The organism is Sphingomonas sanxanigenens DSM 19645 = NX02 (assembly GCF_000512205.2).
Classification (GTDB): Bacteria; Pseudomonadota; Alphaproteobacteria; order Sphingomonadales; family Sphingomonadaceae; genus Sphingomonas_D; species Sphingomonas_D sanxanigenens.
This window is the reverse complement of record NZ_CP006644.1, coordinates 1-15291: the sequence shown is the minus strand read 5'-3', so window position 1 is coordinate 15291 and position 15291 is coordinate 1. Positions and strand designations below refer to the sequence as shown.

At 68.6% G+C, this 15291-nt stretch carries 16 protein-coding genes; 6 read left to right on the top strand and 10 right to left on the bottom strand.

Annotated features, from left to right (window positions below):
- Positions 1–50 precede the first annotated feature (50 nt).
- The 5 genes from NX02_RS00080 to phaR all read right to left on the bottom strand — a co-directional run bounded on the left by NX02_RS00080 (position 51) and on the right by phaR (position 3427).
- The gene (locus tag NX02_RS00080; RefSeq protein WP_025290175.1) at positions 51–281 is read right to left on the bottom strand and encodes a twin-arginine translocase TatA/TatE family subunit; all 231 of its coding nucleotides are present in this window, start codon (positions 279–281) and stop codon (positions 51–53) included.
- 70 nt (positions 282–351) lie between these two features.
- The gene (gene scpB, locus NX02_RS00075; protein WP_425424051.1) at positions 352–948 is read right to left on the bottom strand and encodes an SMC-Scp complex subunit ScpB; all 597 of its coding nucleotides are present in this window, start codon (positions 946–948) and stop codon (positions 352–354) included.
- Positions 949–959: 11 nt separating this feature from the next.
- Positions 960–1739 (bottom strand): segregation and condensation protein A, encoded by a 780-nt coding sequence (locus NX02_RS00070; RefSeq protein WP_025290173.1) that lies wholly within the window; start codon positions 1737–1739, stop codon positions 960–962.
- Between the two features lie 49 nt (positions 1740–1788).
- A complete protein-coding gene (nagZ, locus tag NX02_RS00065; RefSeq protein WP_025290172.1) occupies positions 1789–2793 on the bottom strand; it encodes a beta-N-acetylhexosaminidase in 1005 nt (334 codons plus the stop codon).
- 58 nt (positions 2794–2851) lie between these two features.
- On the bottom strand, positions 2852–3427 hold the full coding sequence (gene phaR / locus NX02_RS00060) for a polyhydroxyalkanoate synthesis repressor PhaR (RefSeq protein ID WP_025290171.1): 576 nt from the start codon (positions 3425–3427) through the stop codon (positions 2852–2854).
- 227 nt (positions 3428–3654) lie between these two features.
- Between phaR and NX02_RS00055 the strand changes: the two genes are divergently transcribed.
- Both NX02_RS00055 and NX02_RS00050 read left to right on the top strand, forming a co-directional pair.
- The gene (locus NX02_RS00055) at positions 3655–4515 is read left to right on the top strand and encodes an alpha/beta fold hydrolase (RefSeq protein ID WP_245648721.1); all 861 of its coding nucleotides are present in this window, start codon (positions 3655–3657) and stop codon (positions 4513–4515) included.
- Between the two features lie 52 nt (positions 4516–4567).
- A complete protein-coding gene (locus NX02_RS00050) occupies positions 4568–5740 on the top strand; it encodes an acetyl-CoA C-acetyltransferase (RefSeq protein ID WP_025290169.1) in 1173 nt (390 codons plus the stop codon).
- 157 nt (positions 5741–5897) lie between these two features.
- Here NX02_RS00050 and NX02_RS00045 read toward each other — a convergent pair whose 3' ends face one another.
- The 4 genes from NX02_RS00045 to NX02_RS00030 all read right to left on the bottom strand — a co-directional run bounded on the left by NX02_RS00045 (position 5898) and on the right by NX02_RS00030 (position 9579).
- The gene (locus NX02_RS00045; RefSeq protein WP_025290168.1) at positions 5898–6944 is read right to left on the bottom strand and encodes an alanine racemase; all 1047 of its coding nucleotides are present in this window, start codon (positions 6942–6944) and stop codon (positions 5898–5900) included.
- 108 nt (positions 6945–7052) lie between these two features.
- Entirely contained in the window at positions 7053–7622 is a 570-nt protein-coding gene (locus NX02_RS00040) for a Smr/MutS family protein (RefSeq protein ID WP_025290167.1), read from the bottom strand.
- Complete coding sequence (gene mltA, locus NX02_RS00035) at positions 7619–8725, bottom strand: murein transglycosylase A (RefSeq protein ID WP_047099872.1); 1107 nt, start codon at positions 8723–8725, stop codon at positions 7619–7621. Before mltA ends, NX02_RS00040 begins: the two co-directional genes overlap by 4 nt.
- Before the next feature lie 200 nt (positions 8726–8925).
- Positions 8926–9579 carry a Tim44/TimA family putative adaptor protein gene (locus NX02_RS00030; RefSeq protein ID WP_025290165.1) on the bottom strand — a complete coding sequence of 218 codons (654 nt, stop codon included), beginning with the start codon at positions 9577–9579 and terminating at the stop codon, positions 8926–8928.
- Positions 9580–9792: 213 nt separating this feature from the next.
- On the opposite strand from NX02_RS00030, the gene secB reads away from it, so the two are divergent.
- The 4 genes from secB (at position 9793) to NX02_RS00010 (ending at position 13724) form a co-directional block, all read left to right on the top strand.
- A complete protein-coding gene (gene secB, locus NX02_RS00025; protein WP_025290164.1) occupies positions 9793–10299 on the top strand; it encodes a protein-export chaperone SecB in 507 nt (168 codons plus the stop codon).
- Positions 10300–10357: 58 nt separating this feature from the next.
- Positions 10358–11938 carry a murein biosynthesis integral membrane protein MurJ gene (gene murJ / locus NX02_RS00020; protein ID WP_025290163.1) on the top strand — a complete coding sequence of 527 codons (1581 nt, stop codon included), beginning with the start codon at positions 10358–10360 and terminating at the stop codon, positions 11936–11938.
- A 9-nt stretch (positions 11939–11947) separates the two neighbouring features.
- Positions 11948–12955: a tryptophan--tRNA ligase gene (gene trpS / locus NX02_RS00015; RefSeq protein WP_025290162.1), complete on the top strand. Its 1008-nt coding sequence runs from the start codon at positions 11948–11950 to the stop codon at positions 12953–12955.
- Between the two features lie 115 nt (positions 12956–13070).
- Positions 13071–13724: a DUF4136 domain-containing protein gene (locus NX02_RS00010; RefSeq protein ID WP_025290161.1), complete on the top strand. Its 654-nt coding sequence runs from the start codon at positions 13071–13073 to the stop codon at positions 13722–13724.
- Positions 13725–13826: 102 nt separating this feature from the next.
- Here the strand turns inward: NX02_RS00010 and dnaA are convergent, their stop codons facing one another.
- Positions 13827–15221: a chromosomal replication initiator protein DnaA gene (dnaA, locus tag NX02_RS00005; RefSeq protein ID WP_039996333.1), complete on the bottom strand. Its 1395-nt coding sequence runs from the start codon at positions 15219–15221 to the stop codon at positions 13827–13829.
- Positions 15222–15291 lie beyond the last annotated feature (70 nt).

The window sequence follows — 15291 nt, the reverse complement described above, 5'->3', positions numbered from 1 at the left end:
AACCGACGCCGGACACGGCCCGGCGCTCAAAACCTAAAGCTTCCACCCGATCAGGCGTCGCGCTTCAGCGGCTCACGCTCGCGGTCCGCGGCGAACTCGCCCGCCGGACGGCCTTCGATCTGGGTCGGCTTGGCCGCTTCATCTTCCTCGGAGAGCCCCTTCTTGAAGCTCTTGAGGCCCTTGGCGACGTCACTCATCATGTCGGAGAAGCGCCCCTTGCCGAACAGCAGCAGGATCACGACGCCAACGACGAGCCAATGCCAGAGGCTCAGACCACCCATAACAATCTCCTTTGCCGGCAGCCTCGCCGCCGTATTTCAAGCCCAAATCAGCCCGTGTTATGCGCCCTATCTAGTCGCTGTCGTCCGGACTTTCCAGTTCCCGCGATTCGAGCGCCAGATCGAGCGGGTCGAGCAGCCCCGCCGCCTTCAGATCGTCGATCCCGGGAAGGTCGCGTCGGCTCTTGAGCCCGAAATGTGACAGGAACGCTGCGGTCGTCGCATAAGTCAGCGGTCGGCCGGGCGATTCCCGCCGCCCCGCCGGACGGATCCACCCCGCCTCCATCAGCACGTCGAGCGTGCCCTTGGCGGTCTGCACGCCGCGAATCGCCTCGATCTCGGCGCGGCTGACGGGTTCGTGATAGGCGATGATCGCCAGCGTCTCGACGCCGGCGCGGCTGAGGCGACGCGGTTCCTCCCGCTCGCGGCGCAGCACATGCGCGAGATCGCCGGCCGTCTGGAAATGCCAGCGCCCGCCGCGCTCGACCAGTTCGAAGCCGCGCCCGGCATAGCGGGCAGCGAGTCGCCTGAGTACCGAGCGGATATCCAGCCCCTCGCCCAGATAGAAGGCGATGTCTCCGGTGGTCAGCGGCTCGGACGCGGCGAACAGCACCGCCTCGACCGCCCGGTCGATCGCGATGAACGCATCGTCGTCCGGCGTTGCCGACAGTGCCCCGCCGGTCACGCCGCCTTCACCATCAGCGGCGCGAAGGCGCCGTCCTGCTGCAGGTCGAGCTTGCCGAGGCGCGCGAGTTCGAGGACGGCGAGGAAGCTCGAAGCGAGCGCGGAACGACGATATTCGGGGTCCGGGCTGTCGGGGACGAAGCTTTGCAGCTCGGACCATTCGATGCGGACCCCGAGCAGCGATTCGATCCGCAGCAACGCCTGCTCCAGCGTCATTACCGGGCGGCGCGAGACCATGTGGACGACGGGCGCGGTCCGCGCCTTGATCATGCCATAGGCGCGGATCAGTTCGAACAGATCGGCATCCCAGGCGAGCCGGCGGACGGTGCGCAGCCCTTCGGGCGCACCGCGCAGGAAAACGTCGCGGCCCAGGCGGTCGCGCGCGAGCAGCCGCGCGCCCGCCTCCCGCATCGCGTCGAGACGCTGGAGCCGCAGCTGCAACCGCAGCGCCAGTTCCTCGGGGCTGGGATCCGCCTCGGCATCCTTGGGCAGCAGCAGGCAGGATTTGAGATAGGCCAGCCACGCCGCCATCACCAGATAGTCGGCGGCAATCTCCAGCTTGAGCGCCTTGGCCTGGTTGATGAAGACCAGATATTGCTCGACCAGCGCCAGGATCGAGATTTCGCGCAGATCCACCTTCTGCGTGCGCGCGAGCGCCAGCAACAGATCGAGCGGGCCTTCCCAGCCATCGATGTCGATCGTGAGGCGATCTTCCGCCGGCGGCTCGGCGCGGGGCGGCATTTCGCCGAAGTCGAAGGAATCGTCCTGTTGCGCCATCGCGGGAGTCTGCCGTGGTGGGGACGGGAAGTCGAGGCGAGGCTCTTCGCTATGCCGCCGCCAGCAACGCGTCCCGCTTGGCGACCAACGCCGCGAAATCCCCGGCCGCGCCGCCCGCCACGGTGGCCATTGCGCGCGCGAGCCGAGCCGCCGATTCGTCCGCCATTTCGGGCAGCGCCTCGGCAATCGCGACCATCTCGTCGAACCGTCCCCAGCAGTCGAGCGCGACATCGCAGCCGGCCGCGACCGCCGCACAGGCCTTTTGCGCGGGCGTGCCGGCGAGCGCCTTCATGTCGATATCGTCGCTCATCAGGAAACCGTCGAAGCCGATGCGGCCGCGGATGACGTCGCCGATGACGGTGGGCGACACTGTCGCGCAGCGCTCGGCATCCCAGGCGGTGTAGACGACATGCGCGGTCATCCCCATCGGCGCGTCCGCCAGCCGCGCGAACGGCGCCAGATCCTCCGCCAGCGCATCTTCCGGCGCGTCGACCACCGGCAGCGTCAGATGGCTGTCGACCAGCGCGCGACCGTGCCCGGGCATATGCTTGACGATGCCGACGACGCCGCCGCGCCGGAGCCCGTCGATCACCGCGCGGCCGAGCGCCGCAACGCGCATCGGCTCCGCGCCCAGGCCACGGTCGCCGATCACAGGGCTGCCCTCGGGCCGGCGCACGTCCAGCAGGGGCAGCGCATCGACGGTGATGCCGCATTCGGCGAGCATCAGCGCGATCGCCTGCGCATTGACCCGCGCCGCCTCGATCGCCGCCAGCGGTGAGACATCGTAGAGCGCATCGAAGCGCCCCTGCGGCGGGAAAGCGGGCCATTCGGGCGGCTGCATCCGCGCGACGCGGCCGCCTTCCTGGTCGATCAGGATCGGCAGATCGGCGCGGCCATGGAGATCGCGCAGGCTGTCGGTGAGCGCGCGGAGCTGCGCGCGGTCGACGATGTTGCGCTTGAAGAGGATATAGCCGGCGGCGTGCGCATCGGTGAACAGCGCACGCTCGTCCGCGGTAAGGGTGTCGCCGGCGAGGCCGAAGATGACTGGCTTCATGGCGCGGCGATAGCCGCCGCCGGGCGCGCCTGTCGAGGGGCGCGTCCGGCGGACGGAATCAGCGGCCGAGCTTCTCGATCTGCGCCTGCAGGCTGGCGAGTTGCGCCTTCAGCGCGTCGATCTCGCCATCCTTGGCCTCAGCGGCACCAGCGCCCGTGGGCGCGGCACCGCCGCGCTTGGGAGAGAAGGCGCTGGTCGCGGCCTCGAACATCGCCATGTTGCGCTTGGCGAGGTCCGCGAACGGGCCGCCCCCGAACGCGCCTTCCATTGCGCTGCGGAACTGTTCCTGGTTGCGGCGGAACGCCTCCATCGAGGCTTCCAGATATTGCGGCACCATCGCCTGCATCGAATCGCCATACATCGAGATCAGCTGGCGGAGAAAGCTGACGGGCAGCATGTTCTGCCCCCGCGATTCCTCTTCCATGATGATCTGGGTGAGGACATTATGCGTGATATCCTCGTCATTCTTGGCGTCCACCACCTTGAATTCCCGGCCCTCACGGGTCATCGCCGCGAGATGATCGAGGGTGATGTAGCTGGACGTCTCGGTATTGTAGAGGCGACGATTGGCGTACTTCTTGATGATGACGACATCCGACTCGCCCGAAGCGCGGGCAGCGGCGGCTTTGGACATTTTCTCTCTCTCCCGCGGTGTACATGATAAACATAACATCAGTTGATGCCGCACCGCAACACGGCCCCCGCCCCTTGCCGTTGTTTTTGGACATGGTGCGCACACTGGCTGCGAAAGACCCGCAGCAAGCGGGCAAGGTGCTGGCCGGCGTTGCAGCGTATCAACACGCCGAACGCAATGAAATCCATAGAAAAACGGATATCGTTGCCCGGGCGGAACGAGCATCGTTGCTCGACTATGGCGGCAGCGGGCCGCCGGTGGTCTTCATTCCATCACTGATCAATCCCGCCCATATCCTCGACATCGCGCCGCACAATTCAATGTTGCGCTGGCTGAGCGCGCACGGAATCCGTCCTCTGCTGGTCGATTGGGGCACGCCGACCCCGGCAGAATCGGGCCGCGATATCGCAGGCCACGTCGAGGATCTGCTGGTGCCGCTCATCGCCGCGCTGGGCGAGCGCCCGGCATTGGTCGGCTATTGCCTGGGCGGAACGATGGCGGTCGCCGCGGCGACGATGCTGCGTCCCCGCGGGCTGGCGCTGATCGCCGCGCCGTGGCGATTCGCCGGCTTCCCCGAACGGAGCCGCGAGGAGATGTCGGCCCTGTGGTCCGACGTGCATGACGCGGCGGACGCGATGGGGCTCCTGCCGATCGAGGTGTTGCAGGCCGCGTTCTGGCGGCTCGATCCCGATCGGGTGATGCAGAAATTCGCCGGATTCGCCGAACTGGACCCCGCGAGCGATGCCGCGCGCGCATTCGTCACGCTCGAGGATTGGGCGAACGCCGGCGCCCCGCTCACCTGGGCGGCGGGGCGCGACCTGTTCGACGACCTGATCTATGCCGATCTGCCCGGCCGCGGCCGCTGGCGGGTCGGCGGTGCGTTCGTCGATCCGTCCGGAATCGATGCGCCGATTCTGGACATCGTCTCCACCTGCGACCGGATCGTGCCCGCCGCCACCGCGCTCGGGCGGGGCACGACGCGGCTGCTCAATACCGGCCATGTCGGGATGGTGGTGGGGCGGCGCGCGCGCGAGCAGCTTTGGCATCCGCTGCTGCAGTGGCTTTCGCAGCTACCGGCTAGCTGTTAGGAGCGCGGCGCATTGGACCTTCCGCTTCCCGTACCTGGAAAGGATTTGCCGCATGCCCGACATCGTCATTACCGCCGCCAAGCGCACGCCCGTGGGAAGTTTCCTCGGTGCGTTCGGCGCGGTCCCTGCGCACGAGCTGGGTCGCGTCGCGATCGTCGCGGCGCTGGAACAGGCGGGTGTGGCGCCAGAAGAGGTCTCCGAAGTGATTCTCGGCCAGGTGCTCACCGCCGCGCAGGGTCAGAACCCGGCGCGCCAGGCCTCGATGGCGGCCGGCATTCCCAAGGAAGTCCCCGCCTGGGGCGTCAACCAGGTCTGCGGTTCGGGCCTGCGCGCGGTCGCGCTCGGGGTGCAGGCGATCGCGAACGGCGATGCCACGATCATCGTCGCCGGCGGCCAGGAGAGCATGTCGCTGTCCAACCATGCGCAGGCGCTGCGCGCCGGCCAGAAGATGGGTGCCGTCAGCCTCGTCGACACGATGATCGTCGATGGCCTGACCGACGCCTTCAACAATTACCACATGGGCATCACCGCCGAGAATGTCGCCGAGCAGTGCCAGGTGACGCGCGAACAGCAGGATGCGTTCGCCGTCCGCTCGCAGACCCTCGCGTCGGCGGCGCGCGCCGCGGGCCGCTTCAAGGATGAGATCGCGCCGGTGACGGTGAAGGGCCGCAAGGGCGACACCGTGGTCGAGAATGACGAATATATCCGCGACAACGCCTCGATCGAGACGATGTCGGGCCTGCGGCCGGCGTTCAAGAAGGACGGTTCGGTGACCGCCGCCAACGCCAGTGGCCTCAACGACGGCGCTGCGGCGCTGGTGCTGATGACCCGCGAGGAGGCCGAGAAGCGCGGCGCCAAGGTGCTCGCGCGCATCGCCAGCTGGGCATCGGCCGGCGTCGATCCGGCGATCATGGGCCTCGGCCCCGTGCCCGCCACCAAGCGCGCGCTGGAAAAGGCCGGCTGGACGGTCGGCGATCTCGACCTGATCGAAGCCAACGAAGCCTTCGCCGCGCAGGCGCTGGCAGTCGGCAAGGAACTCGGCCTCGATCCCGACAAGGTCAACGTCAATGGCGGCGCGATCGCCATCGGCCACCCGATCGGCGCCTCGGGCGCACGCGTGCTGACGACGCTGCTTTACGAAATGGAAAAGCGCGACGCGAAGAAGGGCCTCGCCACTTTGTGCATCGGCGGCGGCATGGGCATCGCCATGTGCGTGGAGCGCTGAGCTGACAATCGCCCCTCCCCTTCAGGGGAGGGGACCGGGGGTGGGGAAGCGTTGGCGAGGGCTCAATGCCCTCCGCAACGCTGTTTCCGGCGTTGTCGGAAGCTCGCTGCGCTCGCCTCCACCCCAACCCCTCCTCTGAAGAGGAGGGGCTTTTTTTCTACCCCCACAGCCGCCGATAGCGCCGGCCGAGCACCGTCAGCAGTTCATATTGCGACTGGCCGGACTGCGCGGCCGCGGTCGGCAGGTCGAAGTCGATCGCCAGCCAGTCACCCTCGGCAAGCTCCGGCGCGTCATCGACGCAGAAGGTGGTGAGATCCATCGAGACGCGGCCGATGACAGGCAGCCGCGCATCGCCCGCGCGCGCCGCGCCGGTCCCCGAGAAGCCGCGCAGATAGCCATCGGCATAGCCGAGATTGACCACCGCCAGTTCCATCGGCCGGTCCGCCACGAACGTGGAATTATAGCCCACCGGATCGCCGGGGCCGATGCGCCGCCGCTGCAGGATCTGCGCCTCGGGCGTCACCACCTGGCGGATCGCGCCCGCCGCCTCGCCGCGCGGCACGCCGCCATAGAGCGCGAGGCCGGGCCGGGTGAGATCGAACGCATAGTCCGCCCCCAGGCAGATGCCGGCCGAATTGGCGAGGCTCAGCCGCCTGGCGGCGGTGCGCCCGGCGAGCGCAGCGAAGACGCTTCGCTGCGCAGCATTCAGCGGCACGTCTTCATCGGCGCAGGCGAGATGGCTCATCAGCGTGTCGATGGCGAGGCCGTCGAGCAGCCCGGCCGCGATATCCGCAGCCGACACGCCCAGCCGGTTCATCCCGGTATCGACCATCACGTCGCACGCGCCACCGCCCGCGTCGCGCCAGCGCCGCACCTGTTCGGGCGTGGCGAGCACGGGGCGTACGGGCATCGCGCGCGCGGTCGCCATATCCTCGTCCCGCACGCCATGCAGAACCGCGACCGACAGCCCGGCGGCAGCATCGGCGATCTGCACCGCCTCTCCCCAGGTCGCCACGAAGAAATCCCGGCAGCCCGCCGCCGCGAGCCGCTCGACGACGCCGGCGGCACCCAGGCCGTAACCGTCTGCCTTCACCGCCGCACCGCAGCGCGCCGCCCCGCTCCTCTCGGCCAGCCATCGCCAATTGGCGGTGAGCGCTGCGGAATCGAGGCGGAGACGGAGCGGTGCGGGAGGCGTCTGGAACACGCGGCGGTGCCTACGCCGCACCCGTCCGCACGGCAAGGCGCGCGATCGGCGATCGGCGATCGCAGTCGGCAGCCCGCCGTATCCGGGGGCTGAGAGGCTCTTCACGGCCTAGCGCCGCCGATCTTCCTTCGGCCGGCGCAGCACCAGATAGAGCGCGCCCGCGCCGCCATGCCTGGGATGCGCGGCGCGGATGGCGGCGATGGCGCCGGCGTGGCGGGAGACCTCCAGCCAGTCGAGCAGCTTGGCGCGGATCGTGCCGCGCGCGGCGACGCCCGGTCCGCCCCGCACCACCGGCCGCGGCTTGCCCGCGATCAGCAGCACCAGCCGCGCACCGCTGGCGATCGCTTCCTCGAGCCCCTGCTGGAGCCGGTCATGCGCATCCGCCACGGTATAGCCATGCAGGTCGATCACCCGGTCGGGCGCGACGCTGCCCTGGCGCAGCCGCTTGTCCCAGCCGGCATCGAGCGTGGTGCCGGGTCGTGGCGGCGGAGCGACCGGCTTGACGGCCGGCGCGGGCGGTCGGGCAGGTGGCGGCGCGGCGCGGCGCGCGGGGGCGGGTTCGGCCTCGGGCACCGCAGGGATGGCGGGCCGGGCACGGCGGGGATCGATGGGGCGGACCGACTGGGTGACGCGCGCCCACAGCGCGCGTTCCTCGGCGTCCAGCCGCCGGCCGCTCACCGGCCCATGCGGGCGAGGCTGCCCTTCGGAAGCAGGAGGAAGGCGGTGCCGCGTGCCGACATGCCGCCGGCCGTCGCGCGCGCCTCGGGCCCGGCGCCCCAGAAGGTGTCGAAACGGTTGGCGCCCTTGATCGCGCCGCCCGTATCCTGCGCCACCCACAGCCCGGCCGCATCGGTACGATCGAGCGAGAGGAAGACCGGTGCCCCCAACGGCACGAAGGCAGGGTCTGCCGCCGCGCTGACCCTGCCGGTGACGGGGAGCCCGAGCGCACCCAGCGGCCCCGCACCGGTCAATGTGCGGAAGAACACCCAGCTCTTGTTCTCGCGCATCAGCGCATCGCCCTCCGCCGGGTTGGCGCGCAGCCACGCCATGATCCCCTGCATCGAGGCCTGGCCGGGCTGCAGCAGCCCGCGCTCGCGCATCAGCGCGCCGATCCCGGTATAGTCGCGGCCGTTCTGGCTGTCATAGCCGATACGGACGATCGTTCCGTCAGGCAGGCGCAGCCGGCCCGATCCCTGGATCTGGAGGAAGAACAGCTCGACCGGATCCGCCGCCCAGGCCAGTTCGAGCCCGCGGCCGGCGAGCGCGCCATCCTCGATCTGGCCGCGATCATAATAGGGCACGAGCGCGCTCCCCTCGACGCGGCCGCGTACCTTCTTGCCGCGCAGGCTATCGCTGAACTGGCCGAGATCGGCCTCGATCAGGTCGGGCGGGCGACGATAGATCGGGACATCATATCCGGCGCGCTTGTGCAGTGAGGCGGCGATCTCGGGCTCGAAATACCCCGTTGCGAGCGCCGCGCCGGTGCCGATCTGCGCGGTTTCGAACCAGGTGGCGAAGAAGGTGGCCGCGTCGCTGCCGGTGAAACGCTGCGCGGCGTCGCAGGCGGGCTTCCATTCGTCCTGCGTCGTCAGCCCCGACGCATCGGTGCGGCGGACGAGAGTCGGGCAGCTCAGCCTGAACGCGGTCAGCGCCGCGCGCGCACGCGCAGCGTCGATGCGCAGGCTGGAAACCGGCGGGCCGGCGACGACACCCGCCGCACGGGCATTGGCCGCCCCCTGGATCTCGGTCGCCGGCACCGCCGGCAGCGGCCGCGCAGGCATCGGCCGGATGACGGGATCCGGCACTTCGGTCGAGGGTAAGGCGGTCGATGGCCGGGGCCGCGGCGGTGCGGGACGGGGTTGCGCGGCAGCCGGCGGCGCGTCGGGCGCCCGCGGCGCACCGCCCGGGGGAACGATGCCGCCCGAGCAAGCGCCGACAAGGAGAGCAAGCGCGAGGGCTGTTGCCCCGCGAGAGAGGGGCGTCACGCCGCCTCGTCGGTATCGACCAGCGTCCAGTTCGGATCGGCGGCGCGCAAGGTCCGCTCGAAGGTCCACATATCGTGCGTCTGCACCGCGTCGGTCATCGATCCCGCGACGACATGATCCTCGGCATCGCGCGTCACCGCGGCGATATCGGCATCGAAGCGCACGGTGATCCGCGCGATCCGGCCCTCGACCACGGCGTTGGCGATGGTGGCGCGCTCGATGGCGATCAGGCGATTGTCGAGGCGGTGGCCGGCGGCCTCGCGCTCCGCGATCGCGGCAGCGAAGCTGCTGCCGACATCGTCGCTGACCAGCCAGCCCAATTCCTTGGCATCGCCCTTCCAATAGGCTTCGAGCACCATCCGATAGGCTTCGCGCGCGCCATCGAGGAAGCGGGCGACGTCGAAGCCCGGCTCGGCGGCGACCACCGCACGCACGCCGGCGCGCGCCGGCGGCTCGATGATGCTGTCGGCAAGGCTCGAAGGTTCGGGCTGAACCTCTGGCGTCTGCCGCGGCGGCGCGCCCATGCCGAGCCGCTCCTCGGCCGGCTTGGCGACCTGCTGCTCGTGCCCGGTGCGCTTGCCCAGCACGGAATACAGCCTGACTGCCAGAACACCGGCAATCACCGCCAGCAGGATGATCTCGAGGTACAACATCATTCTCCGAACCTATGGAGGTAACATAGGCCTGCTTGCGTCAGGATTCAAATGCCGCGACCCATCTCGACCCGCCCCGACAACGCGTGAAAGTGCGGAAGCGTTGCGCGGTGCCCCGAACCATTGCCCTGCCCCCGCCCCCCTGCTAGGCGCGCCGACGCGCATGCCGGCCCGAACCGGCACCCGAAACCGCATGAAAAGGTAGTTCTCATGGCCGAGGAAGAAGGCTTCACCGCCGGCAACGAACCGCAGTCCAACGGCGCCGACACGACGCCGCAGGTCGGCGTGATTTCGCAATACGTCAAGGATCTGTCGTTCGAGAACCCGAATTCTCCGGCAGTCTATCAGTGGCAGGGCCAGCCGCGCATCGACGTACAGTTCAACATCGGTTCGCAGGCGGTTGCCGACGACGTGTTCGAGGTCGTGCTCAAGATCGAGGTGCGCGCCGACACCGACAATGGCGTCGCCTTCCTCGTCGACCTTTCCTATGCCGGCCTCTTCGGCCTGCGCAACATCCCGGCTGACCAGCTCCAGCCCTTCCTGCTCGCCGAAGCGCCGCGGATCATCTTCCCCTTCGCCCGCCGCATCCTGGCGGACACCGTGCGCGACGGCGGCTTCCCGCCGCTGATGCTCGAACCCATCGATTTCACCGGTCTCTATCTGCAGCAGGCACAGGCCAACCAGATGGAAGACCTGGAGGTCGTCGGGCGCGCGTGATCACGCTCGGGGGGGCGGCTGACGCAAGGCCGGCGCGGCCGGCAGGACGGGGCCGGCGATGAATCTGGTTCGCGCGATGGGCACGATCGGCGGGCTGACGCTCGTCAGCCGGTTGCTCGGCATGGCCCGCGACATGATGATGGCGGCCTATGTGGGCGCCGGCTTCGCGTCGGACGCCTTCCTGATCGCGTGGCGCCTGCCCAACCTGTTCCGCGCGCTGTTCGCGGAAGGCGCGTTCGCTTCGGTGTTCGTGCCGCTGTTCAACCGCCGCATCGCCGAGGGCGATGCGGCGGAGCCCGGCACCGGCATGGCCGTGGCGACCGCCTTCGCGGGCCAGGTGCTTTCGGTGCTGTTCCCCTTCCTGGCGCTGTTCACCGTGGTGATGATGGCAGCGGCGCTTCCGGTCGTGCTGGCGATGACCGGGGGGTTCCCCGAGGGCGGCGGCGAAGCCAAGCTCGCGCTCGCCACCCATCTCACCCGCATCACCTTTCCCTATCTGGCGCTGATCTCGCTGGTGTCGCTGCTGGGCGGCATCCTCAATTCGATCGGCCGCTTCTGGGTCAATGCCGCGGCGCCGATCCTGCTCAACATCACGATGATCGGCGCAATTCTGTTCTTCCGGGGCGACAACAGCGTCGATACCGCCGAGACGCAGGCGATCGCCGTCACCATCTCGGGCGCGCTGCAGCTCGCCTGGCTGATTTTTGCCTGCCGGCGGGCGGGCATCGTCCTCACGCTGCGCTGGCCGCGCCTCTCTCCCGACGTGAAGCGGATGCTGGCGCTGATCGGCCCCGCCGCGATCGGCCAAGGGGCGATCCAGATCAACCTGCTGATCTCCACCTCGCTCGCCGCGCGCTTCCTGCCGCAGGGTGCGGTTTCCTACCTCTATTATGCCGACCGGCTGAACCAGTTGCCGCTGGGGCTGATCGGCATCGGCGTGGGCACCGCGATTTTACCGACGCTTTCGCGAAACATCGGCGGGGGCGACGAGGCGGCGGCGGCGCGCACGCAGAACCGTGCGCTCGAACTCGCGCTGCTGCTCGGCCTTCCCGCCGCGGTCGCGCTGGTGGTCTCGGCGACTCCGCTGATCCGTGGCGTCTTCCAGCATGGGGCTTTCACCGCCGCCGACACGCTGGGCGCGGCCGGCGCGCTCGCCGCCTTCTCGCTGGGCGTCCCCGCCTATGTGCTGATCAAGGTGCTGACCCCGGGCTTCTATGCACGACAGGACACCAAGACGCCGGTGCGCATCGCGATGTACTCGATGCTGGTCAACCTCGTCGGCAACCTCACATTGATCTGGCCGTTCGGCCATGTCGGCGTCGCGATCGCCACCGCCGCCGCCGCCTGGGTCAATCTGATCTGGCTCTATGTCGCGCTCCACCGCCGCGAGCATCTGCAGATGGACGCGCGGTTGAAGGCGCGGGGCTTGCGCATCATCGCCGCCAGCGCCGCGATGGGCGCGGTGCTGTGGCTGCTCAACCCCTATTTCGATCCGTACATGGCCGGAGGAACGGTCGAGCGCGTGGTCGCGCTGATCCTGCTGTGCGGCGCGGGCGGATTGGTCTACGCCGCGGCGGCGGTGCTGCTTGGCGCGGTGAAGCCCGGCGAGCTGCGCCGTGAAATTCTGAGGAAGGGTTAAGAGGAAGACATGCGCATCGTTTCGGGCATCCAGCCCACCGGAAACCTCCATCTCGGCAATTATCTTGGGGCGATCCGCAACTGGGTGAAGATGCAGGACGCGGCCGCCGCGGCCGGCGACGATTGCCTGTTCTTCCTGGCGGATCTCCACGCGATCACCGTCTATAACGATCCGGCGGCGCTCGCCTCCAACATCCGCCAGATGGCTGCGGCCCTGATCGCCTGCGGCATCGATCCGGCCAAGTCGATCCTGTTCCGCCAGGCGATGGTGCCCGCCCATGCCGAGCTGTGTTGGCTCCTCAACGGCACCGCGCGCATCGGCTGGCTGAACCGCATGACGCAGTTCAAGGAAAAGTCCGGCAAGAACCGCGAGGGCGCCAGCGTCGGCCTGTTCGCCTATCCGGTGCTGCAGGCCGCCGACGTACTGCTCTACAACGCCACCCACGTGCCGGTGGGCGACGACCAGAAGCAGCATCTGGAGCTGGCGCGCGACATCGCGATCAAGTTCAACGCCGATTATGGCGTCGAGCTGTTCACCTTGCCCGATCCCTATATCGGCGCGACCGCCGCGCGGATCATGAGCCTGCGCGACGGCACCGCCAAGATGTCCAAGTCCGACCCGTCGGACATGAGCCGCATCAACCTGACCGACGATGCCGACACGGTGCTGCAGAAGGTCCGCAAGGCAAAGACCGATCCGGAACCGCTGCCTTCGGAACCGGCCGGGCTCGAGGGCCGGCCGGAGGCGAAGAACCTCGTCGGCATCTTCGCCGCGCTGTCGGACGGGACCAGCGAGCAGGTGCTCGCACGGTTCGCGGGGCAGGGCTTCGGCGCGTTCAAGCCCGCATTGGCCGAACTGATGGTGGAGACGCTGGGCCCGATCAAGGCACGGCTCGACGATCTGGGGCGCGATCCTGCGGCGCTGGATGTCATCCTCGCAAACGGGGCGGAGCGTGCCGCAGCGATCGCAAAACCGACGCTGACCGCCGCCTATGCCGCTCTAGGCCTTGCGAAATAGACCAACGGAGCGATATCGTCGGCCAAGCGTTCAAGCGTGGTTCAGTGATCGGCCGTTAGGTAACGTCATAAAGATGTCGGCCTTCTGCCGATCCAATTTTCGAGGGTCCGTTCTCATGTCCATCGGCAAAACCCTGCTCGCTCTGACCGCTCCGGTCGCGCTGCTGTCGCTCGGCGCCTGCGCCACGCCGTTCAAGGCCGACGTGTCGCGCTTCCAGCGGCTGCCGGCGCCGCAAGGCGAAACCTTCGCCATCGTCGCCAGCGATCCCAAGCTGCAGGGTGGCCTGGAGTTCAGTCAATATGCATCGCTCGTCGCGCAGCGGCTCGAATCGGTCGGCTATCGCGCCGCATCCGATCCGTCGCAGGCGAGCCTGATCGTGAAGATGGACTATGACGTCGACAATGGCCGCGAACGCGTGGTCAGCGAACCCGGCTTCGGTGGCTGGGGTGGCGGTTGGGGCGGCGGCTGGCCCTATGGCGGCTTCTACGGTCCGCGCCGGCGCGGCTTCATCTACGGCTTCAACGACCCGTTCCTTTATGGCGCGGGCTGGAACAACCAGGTGAGCAGCTACACGATCTTCTCGAGCGAACTCGACATGCAGATCGAACGTCGCGACGGCCAGCGCCTGTTCGAGGGCACCGCCAAGGCGGTTTCGCGCGACAACAACCTGACCTACATCGTGCCGAACCTCGTCGATGCGATGTTCACCGGCTTCCCGGGCAACAGCGGCGAGACCGTGCGGATCTCGATCGCCCCCGAGAAGAAGTGACTGCGGCGGAGCGATCCGCCCGAATAGAAAAAGGGCCCCGGCGGAAGCGCACGGGGCCCTTTTTCGTTGGTCCGCTCCCCGCAAGCGGCGGGGAACACAGGCTCACCCGCCCAGCGCCTGGAGTAGTGTGCGCACGTCGGCATCGATCTCCGCGTCGCTCGCGCGCAGCTTTTCCACCTGCCGCACGGCGTGGATCACGGTCGTGTGGTCGCGGCCGCCGAAACGCCGGCCGATCTCGGGCAGCGAGCGCGGGGTCAGGCGCTTGGCAAGGTACATCGCGATCTGGCGCGGGCGCGCGACGGCGCGAGCGCGGCGCGCCGAAGTCATTTCCGCCAACCGGATCTCGAAATGCTCCGAAACCTTGCGCTGGATCTCCTCGATCGACACGCGGCGGCGATTGGCGCTGAATGATTCGGCCAGGACCTCTTCGGTGAAGGCGAGATCGATCGGCCGGCTGGTAAGCGTCGCATAGGCGACGAGCCGGTTGAGCGCGCCCTCAAGCTCCCGGACGTTGGACGAGATGCGCTGCGCGAGGCAATCCAGCACGATATCGGGTACGATCATACCCCCGGGCAACGCCGCCGCCTTGGCCACCAGGATCGCGCGCCGCAGCACCAGATCCGCCGGCTTGAGATCGACCACCAGCCCCTGCGCCAGCCGCGACTGCAGCTTGGCGTCGATATCCGCCAGCGCATGCGGGCTGCGATCTGCGCTCACCACCAGCCGGCTGCCCATCGCGATGAGCTCGTCGATCGTGTGCAGGAATTCCTGCTGCGTCGAATCCTTGCCGGCGATGAACTGGATGTCGTCGATCAGCAGCAGATCCGCCGAGCGCAGCCGGGTCTTGAAGCTCAGCGTGTCGTTCGCGCGCATCGCGGCGATGAACTCGACCATGAACTTCTCGGCCGACATATAGAGGACGACGGCGTCGGGATCATGCGCCAGGCGCGCATTGCCGATCGCATGCATCAGGTGCGTCTTGCCCTGCCCCGTTGCGCCCTGAAGATAGAGCGTGCTGAACGGCAGCCGCGCGGGCGAGGCCATCGTCTCCGCCGCGGTGCGCGCGACCTGGTTCGAACCGCCGACGACGAATCGCTCAAAGGTGTAGCGCGCCTCGAACGTGGAAGAGAGGCGCGGCCGTTCCGAGACCGCCGGCGCCGGCGTCTCGGTCGCCGCCGCCGCTTCGGCCTCGACCGAATAGAGGCGGGTCGCCGAGGGGGAGGCGCGCTCGATCTGCACGTCGCGCACCGCGGGGTTCGCCGCGCGCCAGGCAAGCGCGAGACGCTCGGCATAATGGGTGTTCACCCAGTTCGCCATGAAGTCCGAGGGCACGACGAGCCGCACCACGCCGGGCGACGCGAAACCGGCGAGCGCCAGCGGCTTCAGCCAATGATCGAACAGGCGCGCGCCGCAGTCACGCCGCAACCCTTCGCGGATGGCGGACCAGGCACGTGCCAGTTCCGGGTCTTCGGATGGCTCGACCACAACGCTACGCAACTCTGCCACCCTTAAATCACCCCTTGTACCCGCACGCCAACAACGCGGCGCCATACCCCGGTTCGAATGC

What these genes read in the sequence shown, in the direction of transcription:
- phaR (WP_025290171.1), bottom strand. Translation starts at nt 3,427, where the DNA reads ATGTCCAAAGCCGCCGCTGCCCGCGCTTCGGGCGAGTCGGATGTCGTC.
- trpS (WP_025290162.1), top strand. Translation starts at nt 11,948, where the DNA reads ATGCGCATCGTTTCGGGCATCCAGCCCACCGGAAACCTCCATCTCGGC.
- murJ (WP_025290163.1), top strand. Translation starts at nt 10,358, where the DNA reads ATGAATCTGGTTCGCGCGATGGGCACGATCGGCGGGCTGACGCTCGTC.
- NX02_RS00050 (WP_025290169.1), top strand. Translation starts at nt 4,568, where the DNA reads ATGCCCGACATCGTCATTACCGCCGCCAAGCGCACGCCCGTGGGAAGT.
- secB (WP_025290164.1), top strand. Translation starts at nt 9,793, where the DNA reads ATGGCCGAGGAAGAAGGCTTCACCGCCGGCAACGAACCGCAGTCCAAC.
- NX02_RS00080 (WP_025290175.1), bottom strand. Translation starts at nt 281, where the DNA reads ATGGGTGGTCTGAGCCTCTGGCATTGGCTCGTCGTTGGCGTCGTGATC.
- mltA (WP_047099872.1), bottom strand. Translation starts at nt 8,725, where the DNA reads ATGCCTGCGCGGCCGCTGCCGGCGGTGCCGGCGACCGAGATCCAGGGG.
- nagZ (WP_025290172.1), bottom strand. Translation starts at nt 2,793, where the DNA reads ATGAAGCCAGTCATCTTCGGCCTCGCCGGCGACACCCTTACCGCGGAC.
- NX02_RS00070 (WP_025290173.1), bottom strand. Translation starts at nt 1,739, where the DNA reads ATGGCGCAACAGGACGATTCCTTCGACTTCGGCGAAATGCCGCCCCGC.
- NX02_RS00010 (WP_025290161.1), top strand. Translation starts at nt 13,071, where the DNA reads ATGTCCATCGGCAAAACCCTGCTCGCTCTGACCGCTCCGGTCGCGCTG.